Source organism: Amycolatopsis sp. NPDC114504 (assembly GCF_055633595.1).
Map to the genome: position 1 here is coordinate 86,811 of NZ_JBVKDU010000006.1, position 24,574 is coordinate 111,384.

Here is a 24,574-nt window from a genome sequence, read left to right on the forward strand (position 1 = left end):
GCCATGACCGGCCTGCAGGACCGCCTGACCCCGGAACAGGTCGAGGAGTTCGGCCGCGAGCTCGACGCGCTGCGCCGGCGGACCGTCGACTCGCTCGGCCAGGAAGACGTCGACTACATCCACAACATCATCAAGACGCAGCGCGGCCTGGAGGTCGCCGGGCGGGCGCTGCTGTTCGCCGGGTTCTTCCCACCCGCGTGGGTCGCCGGCGTCGGCGCGCTGTCGGTGGCCAAGATCCTCGACAACATGGAGATCGGCCACAACGTCATGCACGGCCAGTACGACTGGACGCGCGACCCGGCGCTGAGCTCGCAGCGCTTCGAGTGGGACAACGTGGCGCCGGCCGAGAACTGGCGGCACTCGCACAACTACATCCACCACACGTACACGAACATCCTCGACAAGGACCGCGACATCGGTTACGGCGTCCTGCGGATGGACACCGCCCAGAAGTGGCACCCGTACTACCTGGGCAACCCGGTGTACGCGACGCTGCTGGCGCTGTTCTTCCAGTGGGGCGTGATGCTGCACGACCTGGAGTTCGACCGGATCGTCAAGGGCGAGCGCAAGTGGTCGGACACCACCGAGGTCGTCCGCAAGATGGTCAAGAAGGCGTCCCGGCAGGTCGGCAAGGACTACCTGCTGTTCCCGCTGCTGACCGGCCCGCTGGCGCCGCTGACCTTCGCCGGGAACGCGACCGCGAACCTGGTCCGCAACCTGTGGTCGTTCTCGATCATCTTCTGCGGCCACTTCCCCGCCGACGTCGAGAGCTTCACCGAGGCCGAGACGGCGTCGGAGTCGAGGGGCCAGTGGTACCTGCGGCAGATCCTGGGCTCGGCGAACATCACCGGCGGCCCGCTGTTCCACATCATGAGCGGGAACCTGTCGCACCAGATCGAGCACCACCTGTTCCCGGACATCCCGGCCCGCCGCTACCCGGAGATCGCCGGCGAGGTGCGCGCGATCTGCGAGAAGTACGGGCTGCCGTACCACACGGGCCCGCTGCACAAGCAGCTCTGGTCGGTGGCGAAGAAGATCGTGAAGCTGGCTCTCCCGCAGAGTTCGCCGTCGCCGACTACCGTGGAACCCGACCGGCAGCTCCGAGCAGCGTGAGGGTGACATGGTGGGCCAGTTCGAACGCGAGAAGGACACCCTGCAGGTGATCACCGAATCGGCCGCGACGCACGTCGGCAACATAGCGTCGATCATCACGGGCGCGGTCCGCGACATCGCCCGCGAGACGGGCGACTGGCTGACGGACGTCATCGAGATGCGCGAAGCCGCGCAGAAGGCCCGGGAGGACGACCCGGACAGGCCGTAGGTCTCGGCGGTGATGGCTATCTCGCGAGGTGGCCATCACGCCGCCGGGTTGGGCCGTCCCTCCAGGTCCTTCGTCTGCCAAATCCGGAACCAGGCGAACTCGGCGATCAACGCCGCCTCCACCGCGAGCGTCCAGTAGGGCGAGGGGACGGACAGGCGGACGGCCGGCCACCCGGCCAGGGTCCCCATCATGGTCCAGAAGATCACGCCGTACCGGCCGCGACTGGTGGCCCTGTAGTTCCAGCCCACCACCGCGACGATCCCGGCGAACAGCGCACCGGCGGCGGCCAAGTGCCCGTGCGCACCGAAGTGCACGGGGAACGCGTAAGCCCAGAACGCCGCCCCGGCCACCAGAACCAGCGTGGTGACCTGCACCGCCTTGGTGACACCGTTCGTCCTGGCGCGCGGCCACTTCACGATGGTCCAAACGCCGGCCCCGATGGCCGCGGCCAGAAGCAAAGGTGCTTCACCACCCCGGACGTCCCGGCGATCGCCAGCGCCCCTCGTGCGGGTGCCGGGAACTCTTGGAGTGCGGCGAGAACGCCGAAGTCCTCCGCGAAGTCGGCGAAAGCCCCGATCACCGGCATCACCGCGAGGCTCCTTCTCCCGGACAACGCGAAAAGCCCACCGGACAAGGTCGCCCCGTAAACCACCGCGAATCCCAGATCGGCCCACTGGTAGTAGCCGTGGTGCCGCCGGCCGGTCTCGCCGAGCTCCGCCAGAACCGCGGCACCTTCGTCCGGGCCGAACGCGAACCGCACGCCTGGACGCGCTTCGTCGAAGCCCAGCGGAGGTAACGGTCATGGACACCGGGGGCGTTCCGGGGCCGGCCCCGGGGGAAAACCGGATGGGCAGCGGGCCCGGACCAGGCGAAACTGAATCCGTGACCAGCCTCGACGTCCCTCGCCCCCGCTCGCTGCGCCGCGTCTTCGGGCCCCTCGGCGCGCGGGACTTCTGGGCCGAGTACCTCTGGCTCTGGCTCTCCGGCCCGCTGACCTTCTTCTCGCTGCTCAGCTTCCTCTTCGTGCTCGCGTTCGGGCTCGGGCTGACGCCCGTGCTGCTCGGCTTCCTCGTGCTCGCCGGTGCCATCTCCTACGTGCGCGGCCTCGGTGCGCTGCACCGCGGGCTCGCCAAAGCGCTGCTCGGTGTGAGTGTGCCCGCCCCTCGGCGGCCCGAGCTCAAGCCCGGGCTGTGGGCCTGGGTCCGGGCCCGCGTCGGCGATCCCGCCGGCTGGCGGACCGCCGGCTACCTGCTGCTGCGGCTGCCCCTGAGCTTCGCCGGGATGATCACCATGGCCTCCGCCACGGTCTACGCCGTGGCCGCGACCCCCTTCGCCTTCCTCTGGTGGCCGCTCGGCGCGGAACGCCTGGACGTGTTCGACATCCAGGCCGCGAACTGGGCCGGTGCGCTCGCGTGGTCGGCGTCGGGGCTGCTGGTGCTCGTGGCGCTCCCGTGGGTGACGCACGCCTTCGTCGCGCTCGACCGGCTGATGGTCGTCGGCCTGCTCGGCACGCGGGTGCTCTCCGAACGCGTCCGGGACCTCGAAGCGAGCCGCGCGACGGCGGTCGAGGACTCCGCCCTGCGGCTGCGGCGGATCGAGCGCGACCTGCACGACGGTGCGCAGGCCCAGCTCGTCGCGCTCGCCATGAAGCTCGGGCTGGCCAAGGACGAGCTCGAAGACGTCGACCTTCCCCAGGTCAAGCAGCTGGTCACCGCCGCACACACCAACGCGAAGCAGGCGCTGACCGAGCTGCGCGACCTCGCCCGCGGCATCCACCCCGCCGCCCTCGACGCCGGGCTCGACGTCGCGCTGGCCACCCTGGTCGCGACGTCCGGGATGGACGCGCGGGTCGCCGTCGACCTGCCGCGCCGGCCACCGCCGTCGCTGGAGACGATCGTCTACTTCAGCGCCGCCGAGCTGCTCACGAACGCCGCGAAACACAGCGGGACGACGACGTACGTCGAAGTCACCGAAGAGCGCGACGTCCTGTGGCTGCGGGTGCGCGACCGCGGCCCGGGCGGCGCCCGGCTCGTCCCGGGCGGTGGGCTGGCCGGGGTCGCCGAACGCCTGCGGACGGTCGACGGCGAGCTGACCGTCGCGAGCCCGCCGGGCGGGCCGACCGAAGTGACCGCGCGGGTACCACTCCCCCGCTAGGCGCGACCGGCCGAAGTGACCGCGCGGGTGCCGCCGTCCCGATAGGCTCGCCCGCATGCGGATCGTCATCGCGGAGGACTCCACCATCCTGCGCCAGGGTCTCGTCGAGCTGCTGACCTTCCGCGGCCACGAGGTCGTCGCCGCGGTGAAGGACGGCGACGCGCTGCGGTCCGCCGTCGAGGAGCACACTCCCGATGTGTCCATTGTGGACATCCGGATGCCGCCGACGCACACCGACGAGGGCCTGCGGGCAGCGATCTCGCTGCGCCGGGAATCGCCGGGGCGCGCGGTCCTGCTGTTCTCGCAGTACGTCGAGACCAAGTACGCCGCCGAGCTGCTGGCCGACCGCGCAGGCGGGGTCGGCTACCTGCTCAAGGACCGCGTCGCCGAGGTGTCGGACTTCCTCGACGCGCTGCGCCGCGTCGCGGACGGGGAGACGGTGCTCGACCCCGAGGTCGTCAGCCAGCTGTTCTCGGCGACGCGCCGGACCGACGCGCTCGGCGGGCTCACGCCGCGGGAGCGGGAGGTCCTGGGCCTGATGGCGGAAGGCCGGTCGAACTCCGCGATCGCGGCGGAGCTGTTCCTCTCGGCCGGCTCGGTCGAAAAGTACGTGACGTCGATCTTCGGCAAGCTCGGCCTGCCACCGTCCGAAGGGGACAACCGCCGGGTGCTGGCGGTGTTGCGCTACCTGGATTCCTGAGCCGGCAACCCGTCGACGACGCGGTCGTGATGACCGCCGGGACGCTCGTGGTGGCCGCCGGTTCGAGCGCTCCCTAGGCTGGGGCGCATGTACTCCACCGAGATCGAGGTCCGGACCGGCTCCGAAGCCATCGTCCACGACCTCACCCACGAGGCCGAGTCGTTCCTGCGCGACGCGGACGCGGCGGACGGGCTGCTGCACGTCTGGGTCCCGCACGCCACCGCCGGGCTGGCGATCCTCGAGACCGGTGCCGGCAGCGACGAGGACCTGCTGACCGCGCTCGACGCCCTGCTCCCCCGCGACGGCCGCTGGCGGCACCGGCACGGGAGCCCGGGTCACGGCCGTGACCACGTGCTCCCGGCGCTGGTGCCGCCCTACGCGACGATCCCGGTGCTCGGCGGCGTCCTCGCGCTGGGGACCTGGCAGTCGATCTGCCTAGTGGACACCAACCTCGACAACCCGGTCCGGAAGGTGCGGTTCAGCCTCCTCGCGGGCTGACCGGCCGGGCCACAGCGCCAGCAGGAGACCCGCCGCCAGCAGCGCGCCGAGCACCCAGACGCCGGTCGTGACGTCGGGCGCCCCCGGCACGCCCTGAAGCAGGCTTCGCAGGCCTTCGGTCGAGAAGCGGAACGGCGTCCACGACCACAGCAGCGTGCGGTAGGCCGGGTTCAGCAGCTCCGGCACCTGCCCGGCGACCGCGGGCGCGACCAGGTAGAGCGGGCCGAGTACGGCCATCGCGCGCAGCCCGAGCAGGCGCAGCAGTCCCGCCTGCAGGGCCGCGAACGCCGTCGCGGCGAGGAAGACGAACCCCAGGACGCCGACGTCGAGCGGCAGCGCCGCGTCCCACAGCGCGAAGAACCCGGCCACCACCGCCGTCACGAGCACCCCGGCCCCGACGACCTGCAGGAACCGCGCGCCGGCGCCGACCGTGCGGCCGGTGCGCTTGGCCAGCTGAGTCAGGGCGAGCCCGGCGACGAGCGCACCGATCCAGGCCAGCGCGGACGCGGCCAGCGGCGCGGTCCGGCCCGCGACGGTCACCGGGTGCAGCACCTCCTGCTTCGGGGCGCCGGCCAGCGCCGACGCCGCTCCGGTCAGGGCCTGCTGCGCGACCTGGGTCCCGGCCGGGTTGACCGCCCCCGACGTCACGACGGTCGCGGACGGCCCGGGTCCGATTTCGAGCACGCCGTAGACCTTCTTGTCCTCCAGCAGCTGCCGCGCGTCGGCCGGGGACGCGACGGTCCACTCGAGCGGGCCACCGCCGTGCGCCGCGATGCGCTGGGCGACCTCGGGCGGGCCCGCGACCGCGACCGGGACGCCGTCCGGCGCGGCCGTGGCCTGCGCGCCGAACGTGAGGAACCCGAGCACCACGGCCACCAGCGCGCCGGCCACGGCGGCGACCAGGGCGAGCGCCCCGGCGGGGCGCCGGACGGGAGCGGTCATGACAACCTCCAGTTATTCGTCGCTTGTTGAATTAATAGCCAAGGTACGACCGCGTCCCCAGAAAGTCAACGCGTGTTGAATAGCACCGCCGGTAGCCTCGGTCCCGTGACGAAGAAGCGGCTGCTGCTCTGGGACATCGACCACACGCTGGTGGACTTCGCCCGGCTGGGCGCGACCTGGTACGCGGCCGCGTTCACCGCCGCGACCGGCGCGACCCTGCGGGTCGACCCGGTGTTCGGCGGCCGCACCGAACTGGCGACCACCACCGAGCTGCTCACCGCGAACGGCTTCGACCCCGCCCCGGACACGATCCAGGCGATGTTCAAGGCACTGGTGGCGGAGTCGGAACGCGCCGCGCACCGCTTCCCCGTGGAGGCCCGCGCGCTGCCGGGCGCGGCCGAAGCGCTGACCGCGTTCGCCGGGGACGAGGGTGTCGTCCAGTCGCTCGTGACCGGCAACCTGCCGGAGATCTCGCGGCACAAGCTCGTCGCGTTCGGCCTGGACGAGCACCTCGACCTGGACATCGGCGGCTACGGCACGCTCTCGGTGCACCGGCCCGACCTGGTCCCGCACGCGGTGGCGCTGGCGGCGGCCAAGCACGGCACGCCGTTCGGCGCCGACGAGATCGTCATCGTGGGCGACACCCCCAACGACGTCAAAGCCGCGCTCGCCCACGGCGCGCTCCCGATCGCGGTGGCGACCGGGCTCTACAGCGCCGATGAGCTGCGGGCGGCCGGCGCGCGGATCGTGCTGCCGGACCTGGCCGACACCGACGCCGTGCGGACCGCCGTGTTCGGCTGAAAGTCGTCCTCGGGTGGGGATGTCCCTCATTCGAAGGGAGGACCCCTTAGGGGTAAATCTCCTTCCTTCGCCTGATGTGGACGGAGACGGCGGTTCGCCAGACTTCCGGGCATGACTGAAGCAGCGTCGGCGGCCGGGCCCGCCGGAGGGGGACGCATCCGCGGCACGGTCGCGGTGCTCAGGCAGCGCCTGCCGTTCACCAGCAGTGTCGTGGTCGCGATGCTCGTCCTGGCCGTCGCGACCGGGGCGCTCTGGAACGCCGCCGAAGACCGCGCGGCCTACCCGTTCATCGCCTACGGACTGCCGTCGCTGGAGACCGGCCGGTGGTGGACCATGCTCACCGGGCCGTTCTTCGCCGTCGTCCCCTGGTACTACCTCCCGATGGTCGGCAGCTTCGCGCTCTTCGCCGGCTTCGCCGAGTGGCAGCTGGGGACGCGGCGCGCGATGGCCGTGACCATCGGCGGCCAGTTCGTCTCGGTGCTCGTCGCGACGCAGTTCCTCGCGCTGTGCGGCAACTCCGGCTGGGTGTGGGCCGAGCGCATGGCGGGCAGCCTCGACGTCGGGTTCTCCGGCGGCGCGCTCGCCGCGGTCGCGGTCGCCAGCGCGACGCTGCGGCCGCCGTGGGCGCTGCGGCTGCGGGCCGGGCTCTGCGTGTACGCCGGGGTCGCGATCGTCTACGTCGGCACGCTGGCCGACCTCGTGCACTTCTTCGCGCTGGTGGCGGCGATCCCGCTGGGCAACCGGCTCGTCGGCTCGCGGCGGGTGCCGTCGGCGGGGCCGAACCTGCGCGAGTGGCGGCTGCTGACCGTCGCCGGCCTGCTGCTGCTCACCATCGCCGAGATCGTGATGTTCCTGGTGCCCGGCGAAGGCCCGTTCGGCTCCACCGAAGCGGTTTCGCTGTCGGCGCCGGAGCTGGCGTTGCTCGTGCTGATCGCCGTGCCGATGGTCAACGGGCTGCGCAAGGGCGGCCGCGTCGCGTGGCGCTGGGCCGTCGCGCTGTCGGTCTTCGTCACCCTGCAGGCCCTCGGCGACGCCACGCTCTACGGGCTGGCCGACGTCTTCGGCGCGGACTACGACACCACGGGCCTGCCGCTGTTCTTCGTGGACAATCTCCTGTGGACGGTCCTGCTGGTCGTGCTGATCGCCGGGCAGCGCGCGTTCCGCGTCCCGTCCCGGCGGCGGCTCCGGCGGCACGCGCAGGGTCCGGGGGTGGCGCTGGCCCGCACGCTGCTCGGGCGCCACGGCGGCAGCACGCTGTCGTGGATGACGACCTGGCCGCGCAACACCTACTTCGTCCGCGAGGACGGCCGGTCCTACCTCGCCTACCGCGAGCACGCGGGCGTCGCCGTCGCGCTGGGCGACCCGATCGCGCCGGACGGCACGGCGGCGGCCACGGTCACCGAGTTCACCACGATGTGCGAGAACTCCGGCCTGGTGCCGTGCGTGTTCTCGGCGACGGAAGAGACGGTCGCGGCCACGCGCGAACAGGGCTGGCAGCACGTCCAGGTCGCCGAGGACAACGTGCTCGACCTGGAGGGGCTGGAGTTCCGCGGCAAGGCGTGGCAGGACGTCCGCTCGGCGCTCAACAAGGCCGCCAAGCAGGACATCGACTTCCGGCTGGTCCGCTTGGCCGACCAGCCGGAACCCATCCTCGCCCAGGTCCGGGCGCTGTCGGAGGAGTGGATGTCGGGCAAGGGCATGCCGGAGATGGGCTTCACGCTCGGCGGCCTCGACGAGGCGATGGACCCGGCGACGCGGGTCGGCCTGGCGGTCGACGCGGAGGGCACGGTCCACGGCGTGACGTCGTGGCTGCCGGTCCACACGGGCGCGGGCAAGGTGGGCGGCTGGACGCTGGACGTCATGCGCCGCAGCCCGCACGGTTTCCGCCCGGTGATGGAGTTCCTGATCGCGTCGGCGTGCGTGCAGTTCCGCGAGGAAGGCGCGCGGTTCGTCTCACTGTCGGGCGCCCCGCTGGCCCGCAGCGGCGACGACGGCCCGGCCCGCACGGTCGACCGGGCGCTGGAGTCGCTGGGCCGGGTCATGGAGCCGTACTACGGATTCCGTTCCCTGCACGCGTTCAAGGCGAAGTTCCAGCCCCGGCACGTGCCGCTGTACCTCGCTTACCGCGACGAGGCGGACCTGCCGCGGATCGGGCTGGCGCTGAGCCGGGCCTACCTGCCGGACGTCCGGCTGCGCGAGCTGGCGAAGCTGGCTCGAAAGCGGTGAAGTAACGGCTCCCGCTCAAACACAAAGGGCTCACTAAATCACGAGATAGGATCACGACCGAAATCGTCAATGAGCCCCCTAATTGACTCATTTCGGCACAATCTCGCACATGAATTCATGCACCATTGAAATATAGTTCTCAATGCCACGACCCCAATTGTAAATGACCGCATCAGCCTCACTGAGGAGAGTTGAAATATCGGCCTCCACCGAAGATTCCCAAACTTCGGCAAAGCTGAGGAAATCGATCGAAGGATCCTCTCGTGCCTTGTATTGCTTAAAAGCGACATCAGGAGGGGTGTAAATGTACACCACATTAACGCGAATAGAAATATCTTCCCGGAGTTGATTTAAGGTACTACGATGCCTCAACCCGTCGAGAATAATTCTCGACGAAGGCGCTCGAGAAATCTTCTCGGCGATAGCCGCCGACAACGTCCTTGGTCCGCTCGGATGCGAAATAAAGGACAATGCTAGTTCTTGAAATGCCTGTCGCGGCGTCTCAGGAACAGGAGGAACACCAAGCAGCGATGCAAGAATTTTACCGCTATTAAGCTCGAAATAATCAAACTCATCTTTTATCAGGTGCACCGCCTCCGTTTTGCCGCTACCGATTGGGCCAACAACACACATCACGTGCGGCTCTTTGAACGCATCCCTTCGAACGATTACCTTACTCGGGTGCGCTCGAACGACACGTGGCGCAAATGCGCGCAAGGCAAGCTGAGACCAATACTCAAACCGCTCAAGGCTCACCTTCTCTCCTGGAGCACCGACCCAACGCAACTTGTTTATTGACTTCTCGCCCTTAGATGGGGAATCCCACCCAGCGTCGTCTGAGACATCATATCGCAGCAGTACAGCAAAGTGCCGACGGCCGACTGGCGAAGAATCATCATTCAAAAGTCCAACTACCTGCAAACCTTCCCCTCTGGCAAGCCGTTCCTTGTCCACTTCTGGCAAGGTCAACTCTTCTGCAAGTTCGCGGACTGCAGCACGGAAAATCCCGACATCATCCCCCGCGAATAGATCGAAGTCCTCAGCGTTAACATGCCCACCGAAGCCGACGCAGCTGAGACCTCTGAGCATATCCTCAGTGCGATTATAGGTACCACGCTCGTAACATAGGTAACGTGTACCTCTTCGCACCAGAATATATGTCAAAACCTGCTTATATTCGTTATTTGTTTCAGCTTCTGAGCGATCCATAGATTGACAAACGCCCGCCCCAAACAAGCCATTGTAGGTTCTTAAGTAATCTTGCCTGATACCTTGAAACCTGCCGAAACCGTCCAGTTCAGAATTATGAAATACCGTCACAACCTCGCGCGAAGGCGGTGGCTTCCACGGCTTACTTTCATAAGGATCGACTCCAGTATCGAGAAGTTCTCGTAAGTAAAACTTGCCCGGAGCAGTCCTCACGAAATTCGAAGATCGTCCCAGCCGTCTAATATGAACACTCAATTTAGACTTCATCGTTTGAACCGGCGAACGTCCATTTAGAGAGTCGGAGAATAAGCCATTATCGCGACCGTATGCATACATTTCACGAGCCGATAGCGGCCGACCGATATTCCGAAGCGCCTGCTCCGCAACTCGAAGAAACTGACTTTTGTACATTCTAAGTCCTCATCCGCAGCCGCGAAGGCGGATGAGCGGGGCGCCTGATACAATCCTCAATCAGACTAACCTTGCCCAACGACCTTGAGACTAAAAGAAGTTCATCCCGCCGGCTTCTGAACTCAGATTTCGCCGCGAGGTTCGAAGGTCTAGCGAGAGAGTAGCCTCGAAATGAGCCCTTGTCATATAAACTAATAACGTCAGGATGCGCCGCATTCGAGACGACGCTAACTCTTTTTTGCGCAAGTTCGTTGCAGAGTTCAGCCAGGCAACACTGATCCTGCCAGGAAAATATCCGCTCATTGTAGCAAACAAATCCATTATTATTGTGGGCCACGGTATACGGTGGATCACAATAAACGAAGTCGTTCTTCTCGACTCCCCCCAGAGTCAACTCGAAGTCGCCGAACTCAATTTTCGCGTTGCGCAAAATTCGACCATATTCAGCAAGTGACTCGTACCCCGGAAGCCTAGTCTCAGGCTTACAACCAAACGGCACATTGAATTTTCTACTTTGATTAACGCGCCAAATGCCACCAAAAGCGGTTCGATTTAAATATATCATCCGACAAGCTCTATCAATCGGATCCATCGGATTATCCGCTCGCAGCGAATAGAAAGTGTCCGGACAGATCATGAGACTTTGAAGTCTCACACTAACCTCAGCAGCATTATGCACTAACGTCTCATAAGTGGTCACTAGGTCCGTATTAGTTTCACCTAGAATCGCATGATGTGACTCCAGGAAAAAGAACAGCGACGCACCTCTCGCAAATGGCTCAATAAGGCGCCCGTGTTCGCGCACAGAAAATAGCTTGCTTAACACAGGAGCAAGCCACTGCTTTCCTCCCGCCCACTTCGTTAGCGGCTTCATCGCCCTGATACTTTCATACTTTAGTAAGTAACGTTCCAGAGATCGGGCTCATTAGCCCTCCGCCACTCAAGGAACGAAAGCATTGCCTTGGAGGATTGAGAAATTCTGATTTTATACTTCAGCCCCAACTCTGCATTGTCGACAATTTGTGCGTACGTAAGACGATCTGGGTTTTGATCGTCTGGTATGAAAACCGTATCCCAATAGAATTTGCGACTACCCCGTGGCTCACTGCTGATAGTTCCAGGTGTCTCACCTACGAATGTCTTCACCGACTTTCCATCGCAGTATGCAACTACCGCCCGAGCGACCGAACGACGGTTTGCAGAGTGCGTCTCTTGCACAAAAGCGCCGGCTAGCGTATTCCACATCGGCTTCGTAAGTCCACCAGGATAACCATGGTCGCGGTAGTCGTCGAAAATCAACCCAGCGTGCTCGACAATGCACGGAATTTTCAGTCGCGCATATGCCGACTTCACCTCTTCTGCAACCATGACGCTTATATCAACCTCAAGCGTTTCACGAATAGCCACCTCCGTGATATCAAAATCGAAAATGTTATCGACAGGCGTACCGTCTCCGAGCAACATTGACGAACGAAATTCGTCATTCTCCTCTTTTTTATACGAACTGGATGTCACATATGTAACAAGGGTTTTAGGCATCTGCCAACTCCTCAAGAATTTGTGATATATCTTGAGTTCGATTGGAGGTCCTTATGGGGACTACCTCAATGTTGCGCGCCCGGAAGAGTTCATATTCGAAGTCGGAGGGGTCAGAGACAGCGATATATGCACGTCGACCCGTTGGCGCACTGGGGAGGTCGCCGAACTGTTCATTGACCAGACGAAATAGATAGGATACGTTCCAGTCGCGAAAGCTATATCCCAGAAACAAAAGAGCGCGACCGAGCATATCGGACCGCAGACGCTGATCCTCTACCTCGGCAAACCTCAGCCTACGTTCATAGTCAGACTCGGATAGCACCATCCTCGATGGATTAGACAAATCTCCATGGAATTTCACGACTTCAGTGGCGCTCGCAACTTCTCCTTTAGTTCGACTCTTGAGCAGATCTGCAATATGCGCCTCAACGGCGACGGTGTGACAAGGTCGATTATTTAAATTTAGACTGCGCTCTAGAAAATCGTCGTAGTTGGTTGTGTAGAACAGGTTACATCTAGTCAATTTTGCCAAGCCGGTGAAAATTGGCGACGAAGTAAGGGCGTCATCTGGGGCTCTAAGTTCTGAATAGAACCAATTTCGCAAGTCAGCGAACTCATTATGCTTCTTAAGCCTATAGTATTCGAGAATCTGCAGATCATCTCCTCTCACACGAAGAAGCTGCGGATCGTCAAACCCCAGCATCCTCGCGGCCTGACCAACAAGCTCAGACCAGGAGAGACCACGCCTAAGCTTACCTTCGACTTCCCACGACACAGCCATAGAGAGCCCTGCTCCAACGAACGGAACGAGTCGCCCCTCTCGATATCTCGCCAAGAGATCTTTGGGTAGGAGGTTACTCATTTGGCCTCCGGGCAACGATTCGCGTCATCGAATGATGATGCCGGATATTGTTGTGAGGGTGGGCTTCGTAGAGTGTCAAATCGGAGGCCAGTAGAATCTCCCAGGATTCAAACTGATCCAAGTAGTAATCATGGGCAAGAAGCGCGGGAGCGAATCCTGGGTGACCACTGAGGTCCTGATCTCGATCATTGAAACAAGCAATGACGTTGAATCCGCCTGGCCGCGTTGCGGCTTTAATCTTCTGCAGAGCCGAATCGATTTCGGAAGCAGACAGGCAATGAAGCAGTCCGTATGCGATAATCAAATCGTAGACACTTGAGCCAATCGACAGGCTGGTAACATCACTTACCATCCATTGAATGCTGGCATCCCGCCAGAACTCGCGAGCATGGGCTATGGCCTCTGCAGATACGTCGACCGCTACCACGTCGCAAGATCGCTTTTCCAGCCATGCCGCGTTCGTGCCCTCTCCGCAGCCAAGATCAAGAACGCGCAAGCCGTCCAGGGAGTGACGTTCAGCTAGCCAACTAAGACTACTCGCAGGTAACTGCGGCCAGAAGCGTGCACACGATCGGTAGCCGTCGTCGTAGCCACCGCTACGAGACGACTTTGGCTCGCCATCATCGCTGCCCATGCGCCGTTCTACCACACATGGACATCGCCCGCTTGCGCTGAGTCGTAACAGTGTGGCTTAGCGTCCGATATCCAGTTAGTTTCGTTGTTACGGGCGGGGTGATCGGCGGCGGAATGGGCGCGCTCCGATCACGGCCTACGCAACCGTACCTCTGGCGAGGCAGTGCGGATCGGGCTGGCGCTGAGCCGGGCCTACCTGCCGGACGTCCGGCTGCGCGAGCTGGCGAAGCTGGTCAGTAGCTCTCGGGGACGCTGATCCGCTGCGGGAACTGGATCTTCCGGCGGCTGACGACGTTCTGGGTCTTCTCGATCAGGGTGCCGTCGGTCAGCCGGAGCCAGTGCCCGTTGCGGGAGTCGGTGAAGGCGAGCATCACGCCGGGCGTGGTGTGCTCCATCCGCCGCCCGTCGCGCACCGGCATGCGCCACTTCCCCGGCGGGAGCACGGCGTAGAGGTACTCGTCCGGTTCGATCCGCGGCCCGCGGTGCAGGGTGGACCCGGTCATCGGCAGGCTGCGCACGAGGTCGAACGAGACGACGACGTGGTGCACCGCCTCGGAGTTGGCGTTGGACACGATCATGTGGACCTCACCCGCGTCCGTGGTTTCGATCCACGCGGTGACCTTCGCGGCCTGCTCCTGCCACTCGCGCCGCTCCCGCTTCGCCCGGTCCGCCCGCGCGACCCGGCCGTCCCGGATGGCGATCCACAGGGCGACGGCCACGGCCGCGACGGTCCCGACGGCGCCCGCCCACTGCCCGGCCGCGCCCCACCAGTCCGGCTCCCGCGGCTCGACGAGCCAGCGCCAGGCCTTCGCCAGCAGCGGCCCGAAGAGCAGCAGGACCCCGGCGACGCCGAGCACGGAGAACGCGGCGGTCCGGATGCGCGCGAGCCGTTCGTCCATGGGCCCAGCCTGCCGAACCCCGGCGCTCAGCGGTAGGTGGTCGGCGGCGGGGTCGTCGTGCTCCGGTCCGCGGCCGGCACGAACCGGTAGCTCTTCACGATCCCCAGCAGGTCTTCGCGGATCGCCGGTCCGGAGCGGTCACTGTCCGCGTACGCCACCACCACGCCCGACGCGCTCCCGGTGCCGAACGCCATCGCGGCGACCAACGCGTGCTTCGCCGCGCACTCGCCCGTTGCCGCGGGGATCACTTCGGCGACCACGATCCGGGCCGGGGCCTGGGTGCCGTCCGCTTTCGTCAGCTGGGCGTCCGTGCCCGGTCCGACCTGGGACGTCCCGCCGTACGCGCCGGTCGCCAGGTCCGTCGCGACCTTGCGGGCCGCCGCCTCGGGGTCGGCGAGCGGCTCGGTGGTGACGCCCGCGCCGCCCAGCGTGTCCCGGGCGCAGAAGTCCTTGCCCAGGAACGCGCTCGTGATCAGCCGGATCGCCGGCTGGTCCCAGCCGTGCTGGGTGGTCGGCGCCGGTTCCCAGGACGGCGGGACGTCGTAGGCGTACGACCCGTCCCGGGCCGCGACGGACTGCCAGCCGCTCGTCACCGCGGGGACGACCGTCCGCGGCGCCGGCGTCTCCACCCGCGGCGGCCGCGATGTCGGCGTCGACGACGTCTGGTGCGCCTTGCCGACGCCCAGCGCGTTCAGCACGCCCGCGATCAGGGCGATGAGCACGAGCCCTAGCCACGGCGCCCGCCGCCACTTCAGCGGCTTCGGCGCCGGGCGGATCCGCTTCGGCCGCGCACGCGGCGGTTCGGGAGAAGGCGCGTCCGCGGGTTCGTAGCCGCCGAACCCGCGGAGCGCCTCGTTGTCCTCGTATCCCGGCGTCGGGTCTTCGGAACGCCGGGAGAACCGGCCCATCAGGACCGGACGAGCTTGACCAGGTGCTCGACGACGGCGTCGACCGCGATCTCCTCGCGCTCGCCCGTGCGCCGGTCCTTGACCTCGACGACGCCGTTGGCCAGGCCGCGCCCGACCACGAGGATGGTCGGCACGCCGACCAGCTCGGCGTCGGCGAACTTGACGCCCGGGGTCGCCTTGCGGTCGTCGAGGATGATCTCGAGACCGGCGGTGTCCAGCTCGGCGGCGAGCTTCTCGGCGCCGGCGCGCACCGCGTCGTCCTTGCCCGCCATGACGATGTGCACGTCGAACGGCGAGACCTCGCGCGGCCAGATCAGGCCGAGGTCGTCGTGGTTCTGCTCGGCGAGCACGGCGACCAGCCGCGAGACGCCGACGCCGTAGGAGCCCATCGTGATCCGGATCGGCTTGGAGTCGGGGCCGAGCGCGTCGAGCTCGAACGCGTCCGCGTACTTGCGGCCGAGCTGGAAGATGTGCCCGATCTCGATGCCGCGCGCGGCGACCAGGGTGCCGTGGCCGTCCGGCGACGCGTCGCCCTCGCGGACCTCGGCGGCCTCGATGGTGCCGTCCGGGGTGAAGTCGCGGCCGGCCAGCAGGTCGACGACGTGGTGGTCGACCTTGTCGGCCCCGGTGACCCAGGCGGTGCCGGGCACGATCCGGGGGTCGGCGAGGTAGCGCACGCCGTTGTCCTGCAGCGCCTTCGGGCCGATGTAGCCCTTGACCAGGAACGGGTTCTTGGCGAAGTCGGCCTCGTCGAGCAGCGCGACCTCGGCCGGCTCCAGCGACGCTTCGAGGCGCTTCATGTCCACTTCGCGGTCGCCGGGGAGCGCGACGCAGACCAGCTCCCACTCCTTCGCGCCCGGCTGACGCGCCTTGAGCATGACGTTCTTCAGCGTGTCCGCGGCGGTGAACTCGCGGCCGAGCCCGGCGGCGTTGAGGAAGTTCACCAGCGACTCGATGGTCGGGGTGTTCGGCGTGTGGTGCACCTGCGCCTCGGGGCGGCCCTCGACGGGCTGCGCGGCCGGCACGGGCGTCACGACGGCCTCGACGTTCGCCGCGTAGCCCGACTCCGTGCTGCGGACGTAGGTGTCCTCACCCGTCTCCGCGACCGCGAGGAACTCCTCGGACGCCGAGCCGCCCATGGCGCCCGACGTCGCCTTCACGACCACGTACTCGAGGCCGAGGCGGTCGAACAGCTTCGTGTAGGCGGCGCGGTGGGCCTGGTAGGAGCGCTCCAGGCCCTCGTCGTCGAGGTCGAAGGAGTACGAGTCCTTCATGACGAACTCGCGGCCGCGCAGGATGCCGGCGCGGGGACGCGCTTCGTCGCGGTACTTCGTCTGGATCTGGTACAGCGTGACCGGGTAGTCGCGGTAGGAGTTGAACTCGCCCTTGACCGTCAGCGTGAAGAGCTCTTCGTGCGTCGGGCCGAGGAGGTAGTCGGCGCCCTTGCGGTCCTTCAGGCGGAAGAGCGCGTCGCCGTACTCGGTCCAGCGGCCGGTCGCCTCGTAGGGCTCCTTCGGCAGCAGCGCGGGGAACTGGATCTCCTGCGCGCCGATGGCGTTCATCTCGTCGCGCACGATGTTTTCGACGCGGCGAAGCACGCGCAGGCCGAGGGGCAGCCACGAGTACCCGCCCGGGGCGACCCGGCGGACGTAGCCGGCGCGTACCAGGAGCCGGTGGCTCGGTACCTCGGCGTCCGCCGGATCCTCGCGCAAGGTGCGAAGGAACAACGACGAAGTCCTGGTGATCACTGCGAGCTCCCTGCTCCGGGCGGGTGTGAAAGTCCCGCTCAGGGTAGTCACTCCCCCGGCCGTGACTCCAACGGGTTACTCGGCGGCCGGTTTTTGTCGGTGGTCGCCGCTAGCTTCGGGGCATGGCGATCCACATGGGCATGATCACGATCGACTGCGCGGATCCGCGCGGTCTGGCGGAGTTCTGGACGGCGGCACTGGGCACGACGGTGGCGCAGGATTACGGAGGCGAGTTCCTGGTGCTGGCGCCGCCGGAGGGCGGGCTGCCGCTGGGGTTGCAGCGGGTGCCGGAGCCCCGCGCGGGGAAGAACCGGGTCCACGTCGACTTCGGCGGGGACGATCGCGGGGCGGAGGTGAAGCGACTCGTCGGGCTGGGGGCCACGGAGGTGGCGGAGCACGAGGTGCCCGGGCTGGCGTGGACGGTGCTGACGGATCCGGAGGGCAACGAGTTCTGCGTCTCGGGGTGAGCCGCCGACCTGCGGGGACACCACACGCGCCAGCGGGTAGAAAGGCGGCATGAGCGCTCGCGTACTGCTTCCGTGGACCGACATCGAGGTACCGGAGGGGCTCGAAGCCGCCTATTACGACGGTGTCGAGCCTCCGCCGGCCGGGCTGGACGACGTCGAGTTCTACGTGCTGCCGTACGACCGCGGGGCCGAGCCGCCGAAGCTCATCGGGGAGCTGCCGTCGCTGCGGGTGGTGCAGTCGCTGTCGGCCGGCGTCGAGACGCTGGTGCCGCTGCTGCCCGAGGGGGTGCGGCTGGCGAACGGGCGGGGGCTGCACGACCTGAGCGTCGCCGAGCACGCCCTCGCGCTGATCCACGCGGCGCAGCGCGACCTGCCCCGCTGGATCGCGCAGCAGGCGCGCGGCGAATGGACCCGCGAGCACACGCGGTCGCTCGCCGACAGCCGCGTGCTCCTGGTCGGCCACGGCTCGATCGGGCGGGCGATCGAACGTCAGCTCGTCGCCGCGGAAGCGGTGGTGACCCGGGTGGCGAGCCGCGCGCGGCCGGACGAGGACGTCCACGGCGTCGCCGAGCTACCGGACCTGCTGCCCCGGGCCGACATCGTGGTGCTGATCCTCCCGGACACCCCCGCGACGCGCGGCCTGCTCGACGCGAAGGCCCTGGCCGCGCTGCCGGACGACGCCCTGGTGGTGAACGTCGGCCGCGGCACGGCGATCGACACCGGCGCCCTCCTGGCGGAGACGCGCACCGGACGCCTGCGCGCGGGACTCGACGTCGTGGACCCGGAACCACTGCCCGCGGACCATCCACTGTGGACGGTCCCGGGGGTGGTGATCACCCCGCACATCGCCGGCGGGTCGGCGTCGTTCTACCCGCGCGCGAAGAAACTCGCGGCGGAGCAGCTGCGGAGGTACGCGAAGGGCGAGGAACTGCTCAACCTCGTGGCGGAGTGAGCACGTACACGTGCCACTCGTCGTCGACGCGGTAGCCGCACCGCTCGTAGACGCCGAGGGCGCGGTGCGCGTTGTCGACGTCGACGTTCAGCGCCGACCGGTCGAACCCCGCCGCTTTCGCCGCGACGAGCGTGTGCCCCAGCAGCCCCGACGCGACGCCGCGGCCGCGCAGCACCGCCCGCGTTCCCACCCAGCTGGCGTAGTGCTCGCGGACGCCCGTCGCCTCGGCTTCGGACGCGTAGAAGTGGCTCAGCACGAACGCGAGGACCTTGTCGCCGTCGAGGACGAGGTACGACAGGTCGGGCCGGAAGTCCTTCGAGCCGGTGACCAGGTGGCGCCAGGCGTCGGGTTCGTAGCGCGTGCTGCCCCAGTGGTCGCCGAAGGTGTCGTTGCGGGCGTCGAGCACGGCGAGGTCGTGCTTGAAGTCGAACGGGACCACCTCGATGCCGTCGGGCAGCGGCGGCTGCGGCAGCAGGTCGGCGAGGCCGACGCGCATGTTGACCATCGTCCGCGCGTGCGTGTACCCGGCGCCGGCGAGCACGCCGGCGATCCAGCGCTCGTTCTGGTGCTGGCCGTGGTGCAGCTCGAACGGTGCGTCCGGGAAGGTGCGCTCGTTGACCTCGCGGCCGGTGCGCGAAAACCACTCGACCAGGTGAGCGCCGACGGCGGCGGCCCGGTACTCCGGGCGCACGACCGACTGGAGCCGGAGCATGTGGACGGGGTTCGCGGCGTCGCGGCGGCGGATCAGGCCGTAGCCGACGAGCGTCTCCCCCGCCCAGGCGCCGATCGTGGCGCGGGCCAGGTCGATGTTGGGCCCTTCGAGCTCCTCGCGGAGGTCTTCGTCGCTGAAGTGGTCACCCGTCTTGTCGACCTCCTCCGCGGCGGCGTAGAGCCGGGCGAACGCGGGGACGTCGTCGAGGGTCAACGGGCGCCAGGTGAGGTCCATGGCGCGAGGCTAGGCCGGACGGCGGCGTCCGCGCACCCCGATTTGCCGCTCCGGCCAAAAGCAGGCCGCCCCCGGTACGTCAGGTGAACGTTGATACGAGACCATTCGGCCGTAGCTGTGGCCGGAGTGGCAAACATCGGCACAGTACGCTCGGTATGTGCTGGTGCTCCTTCCTCCCTCCGAGACCAAGGCCGACGGCGGCCGCGGCGGCCCCCTCGACCTCGGCGCGCTGTCGTTCCCCGAGCTCAACCCGGCACGCGCGAAGCTCGCCGACGCGCTCGCCGAACTGGCCCGTGACGTCCCGGGCAGCGTCGCGGCCCTGGGCCTCACCGAGCGCCAGTCCGGCGAGGTGGCGCGCAACGCGGAGCTGTTCTCGTCGCCGACGATGCCGGCGCTGCGCCGCTACACGGGCGTGCTGTACGACGCTCTCGACGTGAAGAGCTTCACGAAGGCCGGCCTGGAGAAGGCGCACCGGCGGCTGGTGGTGACGTCGTCGCTGTTCGGCGTCGTGTCGGCGACCGACCCGATCCCCGCGTACCGGCTTTCGGGCGGGAACTCGCTGCCGGCTCTGGGGACGGTCCGCGGGCACTGGAAGCCGGTCCTCGAACCGGTGTTGCAGCAGGTGGAGGGCCTGGTGGTGGACCTGCGCTCGGGCACGTACTCGGCGTTCGCGAAGCTGCGCCCGGACGCGGTGACGGTCCGCGTCGTGACGGAGAACGCCCGCGGCGAGCGCGTGACGGTCAGCCACTTCAACAAGGCGTACAAGGGCCGCCTGGCGCGCGAGCTGGCGGTCACGCGGGCCGAACCGTCCACTGTGGACCAGCTGGTGAAGGTGATCCGGAGGGCCGGCCTGGTGGTGGAACGCACCGGCGAGCACGCGCTGGAGCTGGTCACCGAAGGCTGACGGTCAGAAGCGGTCCGGGGCGAACGGCGTCAGGTCGAACCCCGGGTCCTCCCCCAGCGCGATCGACGCGATCAGCTTCCCCGCGAACGGCGCGTTCGTCAGCCCGCCGGCGCCGAAGCCCGTCGACACCGCCAGTCCCGGCCGCAGCGCGCCCAGGATCGGCAAGCCGTCCGGGGTGCCCGGGCGGAAGCCGACGCGGGTCTCCGCCAGGGTCGCGTCCGCCAGGCCCGGGGCCACCGTCAGCGCGTTGTCCAGCACTTCGCGCTGGCCGGCTGCCGTCACGCGGTAGTCGAAGCCGGCCTCCGCCTCGCGCGTCGCGCCCGCCACCACCCGGCCGCCGGCGAACGCCAGCAGGTAGTGGCTCGTGCGCGGGAGCACCACCGGCCACGCCGACGTGTCCGTGTCCGGCAGGTCGAAGTGGCTGATCTGGCCGCGGTGCGGCGTCACCGGCAGGTCGATCCCCAGCGGTGCCAGCAGTTCCCGGCTCCACGCGCCGGCCGCGACCACGACGCTGTCCGCCTCCAGCGGGCCCGCCGCGCCCGCGACCGTCCCGTCGGCCCGGAACGCGACCTCGCCTTCGACGAACTTCGCGCCCCGGCGCTCGGCGGCCGCCAGCAGCGCCCGGCGCAGCCGGTGACCGTCGACGCGGCCCGCGCCCGCCAGGTGCACCGCGCCCAGCCCGGGCGCCAGCGCCGGGAACAACTCGCGTGCCTGGACCGGGTCGAGCCGCCGGATCTCGCCGATCTCGGGTGCGTCCGCGGCCCGCGCGGTCAGCCGGTCCCGCGCCTCGGCCAGCTCGGCGTCGTCGGCCGACACGATCATCCCGCCGACGACCTCGAACGACGAATCCTCGAGCTCCGCCGTGAACTCGCGGTAGTACCGGCCGGCCGCCGCCGCGAGCGGGTACAGGGCGTCTTCCCAGCGCGACGTCCACGGGCTGACGATCCCGGCGCCGGCTTCGGTGGCCGTCCCCGGCCGGGCCGCGTCCGCCACGACCACCTCCGCGCCCCGGCCCGCCAGGTGCCAGGCCGTTGCCGCGCCGCCGATTCCACTGCCGATCACAAGCACTCGCATGTCCCCCACCCTGCCCGACCGTGCCGCGCCCGGGCCACCGAGATTGCCCGACGCCACCGGGTGACCGGTCGTATGCTGCGCGCCATGCCCAGCCGTGCCGAGCGGTATGTCGCCCATCTCGACACCGTGACCGGGAGCGCCGAACCCCGGCTGCAGCCGATCGCGTCGACCCACGCCGGGCTCGACGACGTCATCGCGTTCGTCTACGCCGACGAGCCGGAGCCGAGATACCTGACCGGGGTGACGTACGGCCTTTCGCTGGCCGACCACGACGAATGGCACGGCGTGAAACCGGAGCTGTGGATCAGCGTCCGGTCGGACGACCCGGTGTGGGCACTGGCCATCGGCTACCTCGCCGAGCAGCTGCGGGGCACCTGCCCGTTCGTCTACGGCGACACCATCGACTTCGGCGAGCCGATCGCGCCCGAGTCCTCGATGACCGCTTTCGCCGTGTCCGCGCCCGCCGGGCTCGACGCGCACCAGTACACGCTGATCGACATCGGTGGCGCGCCCATCAGCATCGCCGGCTGCTACCCGGTGTACGACACCGAGCGGAAGTACATCCGCGAGCACGGCATCGACGCGTTCTGGCAGCTGGACTGGGACCTCTACGACGTCCGGCGCCCGCCGATCGTCTGATACGCGGCGGTCGCGAGCCCGACGAACGACCGGACCAGCGGGCTCGCCTCCTTCCAGGCGACGACCACCGGGTTCGGCGCCAGATCGGTGAGCGGCACCACCGTCAGGTCGCCGGGCGGCCGGTGGCCGAGCGGCATCAGCCCGACGGTGCCGTTCCAGAGCACGGCCTGCAGGCATTCCTGGACCGCGCGGACCACCGGTCCCTCGCGCGGCTCGCCGCCGTGCCAGTACGCCTGCCAGACCGGGTCGGTGCCGTCCGGGAACCGGAACCAGCGCCGATCGGCCAGGTCGGCCAGCTCCAGGTGGTCGCGGCGGGCCAGCGGGTCGTCGGCGCGCAGCACCGCGCCCACCGGGTCGGCGCGCAGCCGGTGCACGGTCAGGCCGGTCTCGTCGAACGGCCCGCGGGTCAGCGCGACGTCGACCAGCCCGGCGCGCAGCCCGCACGTCGGGTCGGTCAGGTCCGTGTCCCGGACGCGGACCTCGAGGCCCGGGTGCTGCCGGCGGTAGGCGTCGGCCAGCCGCGTGGCGTCCGGGTCGGCGCTGTCGGCAAGGAGGCCGACGGTGATCGTCGCGGCGCCGGCCACGCGCGCCCTCGCCCGTTCGGCTTGCTCCAGCAGGGCACGCGCCTCCTCGAGCAGTGCCGCGCCGGCCGGGGTGAGCGCGACGCCCGCGGCCGAGCGCACCAGCAGGACGGCGCCGACGTCGGCCTCCAGCTGCTTGATCGCCCGGCTCAGCGGCGGCTGGCTCATGTGCAGCCGCGCGGCGGCCCGGCCGTAGTGGAGTTCCTCGGCGACGGCCACGAAGTACCGAAGCGTGCGCAGCTCCATCTCAGTGTGGTTGCTCGGCCTCGAAGGGCCAGACGTCGTCGGGGAACACGCGCGCGAACCAGTGCGGCTGGACGTCCCGCAGCCGCAGGGCCCGCCACCGGCGCGGATCCGCGGGCTCGGGCACGGCGACCTCGACGTCCGGGCCGTGGGCGAAGAGCCGTTCCTGGCAGACCCCGCAGGGGGCCAGGACCCAGTAGCCGCGGTCTTCGTCCGCGGCGGTCACGCACACCGAGCCGGTGACGCGCCTGTCCAGCTTGAAGGCCTCGCAGATCGCGCCGGTTTCGTGGCACAGGCTGACACCCTGGTTCGGGAATTCCGGGGCCGTGCTCGTGAGCACCGTGCCGTCGTCGAGGCGCAGCGCCGCCGCCCCGGACCACGGCGTGCCCCCGAACCGGGTGCGCGCCAGCGCGATCGCCGCGTCCACGAGTTCCTGATCCACTGCCATGGGCCGAACAGTAACCCCGACCGGCGACGATGTCCGCCGGGTATCGGCACCACGCGATCGGTCTTGGACGGCGGTCGTGTCCCGGCGGTGGAATCGGGGCATGACCGACATGACCGATCCCGCCGTGCGGGTGGCCGGCGCCCGCGAGCTCGCGCCGGACCTGCTGCTGATCCCGAACGCCCGCGTCGACCTCGTGCCCAACATCGGCGTCATCGGCGGCACGGAGGCCGTCCTGGTGGTCGACACGGGCCTGGGCACCGAGAACGCGTCGGAGGTACTCGCGTTCGCGACGTCGGTGGCCGCGGGCCGCCGCCTCTTCCTGACGACAACGCACTTCCACCCCGAGCACGCGTACGGCGCGCAGGTGTTCGCCGGCGAGGCGACGTATCTGGTCAACCGCGCCCAGGCCGACGACCTCGCGACGAAGGGAGCGGGCTACCTCGAGATGTTCCGCGGCCTGGACCCGGCGATCGCGGCCCGGCTGGAGGACGTCCAGGTGCCGGTGCCGGACGTTGTGTACGAGGGAACCCACGAGCTCGACCTGGGCGGCCGGACCGTCCGGCTGCGGCCCACGGGCCGTGGCCACACCCTCGGTGACCAGGTAGTCGAGGTCCCGGACGCCGGCGTGCTGTTCACCGGCGACCTGGCCGAGACCGGGCAGTTCGCGATCCTGCCGTGGTTCCCACCGCATGACACGGACGTCACTGGCATCGGCTGGCTGGAGGTCCTGGACCGGCTGGTGCTCGACGGGCCCCGGGTGGTGGTGCCGGGGCATGGAGAGGTCGGTGGGGTTTCGGTGCTCACCGATGTTCGTGACTATCTGCGCGAGCTGCGGGATGAGACGTGGCGTCGGCGGGACTCGGGGCTTGGCGTGAGTGAGATTGCTGCGGAGGTGCGTTCGCTGCTTGTCGGGCGCCATCCCGAGTGGGCTGGGCAGGAGTGGATCGAGCCTGGGGTCGGGTGTTTGTGCGCCGAGCACGAGGACGCCCGGGGCTGATGGAGGAACGGTCGGGCCGGTGGCCGGGTCCTGCCGCAGCGGGGTGCTCGCCGCAGTGGCCGGCCTTCGCCGGCGCGGTCGCGAGTTCGCCACGGCCCGGCCCCAGCAAGGCGGCCGGGCTCAGCTGGGCGGCCAGGCCTCAACCGGGCGGCTGGGGCTCAGCGGGGCAGCCGGGCTCAGCCAGGCGACCGGGCCCCAGCCGGGCAACTTGGCTCGGCCGGACAGCCTGGCGCGCAGCCGCGCGGCAGGACCTCAGGCGGACAGCTAGGCCTCAGCCAAGCGGCCGGGGCTCGGCCGGGCCGCCTGGCGCAGCCGGGCGGCAGGACCTCAGGCGGACAGCCAGGCCTCAGCCGGGCGGCCGGGACTCGGCCGGGCCGCCAGGGCTCAGCCGGGCCCCCGGGTGCCGGCCGGGCCGCCGGGGGCCGGCCGGGCGGCCTGGGTTCAGCGAGGCCGCCGGGCTCAGCCAGGCGAC

Annotated in this window: 27 protein-coding genes; 12 read left to right on the forward strand and 15 right to left on the reverse strand. The window is 68.4% G+C overall.

The annotated features are described in order from the left end of the window. Positions 1-3 precede the first annotated feature (3 nt). Entirely contained in the window at positions 4-1,113 is a 1,110-nt protein-coding gene (locus ACZ7PG_RS42110; RefSeq protein ID WP_470244813.1) for a fatty acid desaturase family protein, read from the forward strand. 7 nt (positions 1,114-1,120) lie between these two features. Beyond that, complete coding sequence (locus tag ACZ7PG_RS42115; RefSeq protein ID WP_470244814.1) at positions 1,121-1,321, forward strand: hypothetical protein; 201 nt, start codon at positions 1,121-1,123, stop codon at positions 1,319-1,321. Positions 1,322-1,356: 35 nt separating this feature from the next. On the opposite strand, the gene ACZ7PG_RS42120 is transcribed toward ACZ7PG_RS42115, so the two are convergent. Next, positions 1,357-1,737 carry a hypothetical protein gene (locus ACZ7PG_RS42120; protein ID WP_470244815.1) on the reverse strand — a complete coding sequence of 127 codons (381 nt, stop codon included), beginning with the start codon at positions 1,735-1,737 and terminating at the stop codon, positions 1,357-1,359. After that, positions 1,734-2,081, reverse strand: coding sequence for a hypothetical protein (locus ACZ7PG_RS42125; RefSeq protein WP_470244816.1), 348 nt, complete (start codon positions 2,079-2,081; stop codon positions 1,734-1,736). The genes ACZ7PG_RS42120 and ACZ7PG_RS42125 overlap by 4 nt, the downstream gene beginning before the upstream one ends. Before the next feature lie 86 nt (positions 2,082-2,167). Here ACZ7PG_RS42125 and ACZ7PG_RS42130 point away from each other — a divergent pair, with 86 nt between their 5' ends. The 3 genes from ACZ7PG_RS42130 to ACZ7PG_RS42140 all read left to right on the forward strand — a co-directional run bounded on the left by ACZ7PG_RS42130 (position 2,168) and on the right by ACZ7PG_RS42140 (position 4,673). Then, positions 2,168-3,475: a sensor histidine kinase gene (locus tag ACZ7PG_RS42130; protein ID WP_470245679.1), complete on the forward strand. Its 1,308-nt coding sequence runs from the start codon at positions 2,168-2,170 to the stop codon at positions 3,473-3,475. A gap of 55 nt (positions 3,476-3,530) precedes the next feature. Further along, positions 3,531-4,175, forward strand: a complete 645-nt coding sequence (locus ACZ7PG_RS42135; RefSeq protein ID WP_470244817.1) for a response regulator transcription factor — start codon at positions 3,531-3,533, stop codon at positions 4,173-4,175. A gap of 87 nt (positions 4,176-4,262) precedes the next feature. Beyond that, a complete protein-coding gene (locus tag ACZ7PG_RS42140; RefSeq protein WP_364380539.1) occupies positions 4,263-4,673 on the forward strand; it encodes a secondary thiamine-phosphate synthase enzyme YjbQ in 411 nt (136 codons plus the stop codon). Here ACZ7PG_RS42140 and ACZ7PG_RS42145 read toward each other — a convergent pair. Beyond that, positions 4,611-5,615 carry a YhgE/Pip domain-containing protein gene (locus ACZ7PG_RS42145; RefSeq protein WP_470244818.1) on the reverse strand — a complete coding sequence of 335 codons (1,005 nt, stop codon included), beginning with the start codon at positions 5,613-5,615 and terminating at the stop codon, positions 4,611-4,613. The two genes, ACZ7PG_RS42140 and ACZ7PG_RS42145, sit on opposite strands and share 63 nt — an antisense overlap. A 105-nt stretch (positions 5,616-5,720) precedes the next feature. On the opposite strand from ACZ7PG_RS42145, the gene ACZ7PG_RS42150 reads away from it, so the two are divergent. Together ACZ7PG_RS42150 and ACZ7PG_RS42155 are read left to right on the forward strand one after the other, a co-directional pair. Beyond that, on the forward strand, positions 5,721-6,416 hold the full coding sequence (locus ACZ7PG_RS42150; RefSeq protein ID WP_470244819.1) for a haloacid dehalogenase-like hydrolase: 696 nt from the start codon (positions 5,721-5,723) through the stop codon (positions 6,414-6,416). Positions 6,417-6,527: 111 nt separating this feature from the next. Beyond that, a complete protein-coding gene (locus ACZ7PG_RS42155) occupies positions 6,528-8,642 on the forward strand; it encodes a bifunctional lysylphosphatidylglycerol flippase/synthetase MprF (RefSeq protein WP_470244820.1) in 2,115 nt (704 codons plus the stop codon). An 87-nt stretch (positions 8,643-8,729) separates the two neighbouring features. Here ACZ7PG_RS42155 and ACZ7PG_RS42160 read toward each other — a convergent pair whose 3' ends face one another. The 8 genes from ACZ7PG_RS42160 to ACZ7PG_RS42195 form a co-directional block, all read right to left on the reverse strand. Next, positions 8,730-10,262 (reverse strand): hypothetical protein, encoded by a 1,533-nt coding sequence (locus ACZ7PG_RS42160; RefSeq protein WP_470244821.1) that lies wholly within the window; start codon positions 10,260-10,262, stop codon positions 8,730-8,732. Between the two features lies 1 nt (position 10,263). Further along, the gene (locus ACZ7PG_RS42165) at positions 10,264-11,136 is read right to left on the reverse strand and encodes a DNA adenine methylase (protein ID WP_470244822.1); all 873 of its coding nucleotides are present in this window, start codon (positions 11,134-11,136) and stop codon (positions 10,264-10,266) included. Positions 11,137-11,156: 20 nt separating this feature from the next. Continuing rightward, positions 11,157-11,801 carry a non-canonical purine NTP pyrophosphatase gene (locus ACZ7PG_RS42170; RefSeq protein ID WP_470244823.1) on the reverse strand — a complete coding sequence of 215 codons (645 nt, stop codon included), beginning with the start codon at positions 11,799-11,801 and terminating at the stop codon, positions 11,157-11,159. Then, a complete protein-coding gene (locus ACZ7PG_RS42175; protein ID WP_470244824.1) occupies positions 11,794-12,582 on the reverse strand; it encodes an SIR2 family NAD-dependent protein deacylase in 789 nt (262 codons plus the stop codon). The genes ACZ7PG_RS42170 and ACZ7PG_RS42175 overlap by 8 nt, the downstream gene beginning before the upstream one ends. A 73-nt stretch (positions 12,583-12,655) precedes the next feature. Further along, positions 12,656-13,297: a class I SAM-dependent methyltransferase gene (locus ACZ7PG_RS42180; RefSeq protein WP_470244825.1), complete on the reverse strand. Its 642-nt coding sequence runs from the start codon at positions 13,295-13,297 to the stop codon at positions 12,656-12,658. A 232-nt stretch (positions 13,298-13,529) separates the two neighbouring features. Then, the gene (locus ACZ7PG_RS42185) at positions 13,530-14,195 is read right to left on the reverse strand and encodes a hypothetical protein (protein ID WP_470244826.1); all 666 of its coding nucleotides are present in this window, start codon (positions 14,193-14,195) and stop codon (positions 13,530-13,532) included. Positions 14,196-14,221: 26 nt separating this feature from the next. Further along, positions 14,222-15,103: a DUF8017 domain-containing protein gene (locus ACZ7PG_RS42190; RefSeq protein ID WP_470244827.1), complete on the reverse strand. Its 882-nt coding sequence runs from the start codon at positions 15,101-15,103 to the stop codon at positions 14,222-14,224. Beyond that, complete coding sequence (locus tag ACZ7PG_RS42195; RefSeq protein WP_470244828.1) at positions 15,103-16,851, reverse strand: proline--tRNA ligase; 1,749 nt, start codon at positions 16,849-16,851, stop codon at positions 15,103-15,105. The genes ACZ7PG_RS42190 and ACZ7PG_RS42195 overlap by 1 nt, the downstream gene beginning before the upstream one ends. Before the next feature lie 122 nt (positions 16,852-16,973). Between ACZ7PG_RS42195 and ACZ7PG_RS42200 the strand changes: the two genes are divergently transcribed. Both ACZ7PG_RS42200 and ACZ7PG_RS42205 read left to right on the forward strand, forming a co-directional pair. Beyond that, entirely contained in the window at positions 16,974-17,318 is a 345-nt protein-coding gene (locus tag ACZ7PG_RS42200) for a VOC family protein (protein ID WP_470244829.1), read from the forward strand. 49 nt (positions 17,319-17,367) lie between these two features. After that, positions 17,368-18,270, forward strand: a complete 903-nt coding sequence (locus ACZ7PG_RS42205; protein WP_470244830.1) for a 2-hydroxyacid dehydrogenase — start codon at positions 17,368-17,370, stop codon at positions 18,268-18,270. Here the strand turns inward: ACZ7PG_RS42205 and ACZ7PG_RS42210 are convergent. Next, entirely contained in the window at positions 18,251-19,216 is a 966-nt protein-coding gene (locus ACZ7PG_RS42210) for a GNAT family N-acetyltransferase (RefSeq protein ID WP_470244831.1), read from the reverse strand. The two genes, ACZ7PG_RS42205 and ACZ7PG_RS42210, sit on opposite strands and share 20 nt — an antisense overlap. A 157-nt stretch (positions 19,217-19,373) precedes the next feature. On the opposite strand from ACZ7PG_RS42210, the gene yaaA reads away from it, so the two are divergent. Further along, positions 19,374-20,120: a peroxide stress protein YaaA gene (gene yaaA / locus ACZ7PG_RS42215; protein ID WP_470244832.1), complete on the forward strand. Its 747-nt coding sequence runs from the start codon at positions 19,374-19,376 to the stop codon at positions 20,118-20,120. 3 nt (positions 20,121-20,123) lie between these two features. Here yaaA and ACZ7PG_RS42220 read toward each other — a convergent pair whose 3' ends face one another. Continuing rightward, the gene (locus tag ACZ7PG_RS42220) at positions 20,124-21,194 is read right to left on the reverse strand and encodes an NAD(P)/FAD-dependent oxidoreductase (protein WP_470244833.1); all 1,071 of its coding nucleotides are present in this window, start codon (positions 21,192-21,194) and stop codon (positions 20,124-20,126) included. A gap of 84 nt (positions 21,195-21,278) precedes the next feature. Between ACZ7PG_RS42220 and ACZ7PG_RS42225 the strand changes: the two genes are divergently transcribed. Next, a complete protein-coding gene (locus ACZ7PG_RS42225; RefSeq protein ID WP_470244834.1) occupies positions 21,279-21,833 on the forward strand; it encodes a suppressor of fused domain protein in 555 nt (184 codons plus the stop codon). On the opposite strand, the gene ACZ7PG_RS42230 is transcribed toward ACZ7PG_RS42225, so the two are convergent. Then, on the reverse strand, positions 21,803-22,660 hold the full coding sequence (locus ACZ7PG_RS42230) for a LysR family transcriptional regulator (RefSeq protein WP_470244835.1): 858 nt from the start codon (positions 22,658-22,660) through the stop codon (positions 21,803-21,805). The two genes, ACZ7PG_RS42225 and ACZ7PG_RS42230, sit on opposite strands and share 31 nt — an antisense overlap. Position 22,661: 1 nt before the next feature. Next, positions 22,662-23,105, reverse strand: coding sequence for a cytidine deaminase (locus tag ACZ7PG_RS42235; protein WP_470244836.1), 444 nt, complete (start codon positions 23,103-23,105; stop codon positions 22,662-22,664). A 100-nt stretch (positions 23,106-23,205) separates the two neighbouring features. On the opposite strand from ACZ7PG_RS42235, the gene ACZ7PG_RS42240 reads away from it, so the two are divergent. Then, positions 23,206-24,102, forward strand: coding sequence for an MBL fold metallo-hydrolase (locus ACZ7PG_RS42240; RefSeq protein WP_470244837.1), 897 nt, complete (start codon positions 23,206-23,208; stop codon positions 24,100-24,102). The last annotated feature ends 472 nt before the right edge of the window (positions 24,103-24,574 follow it).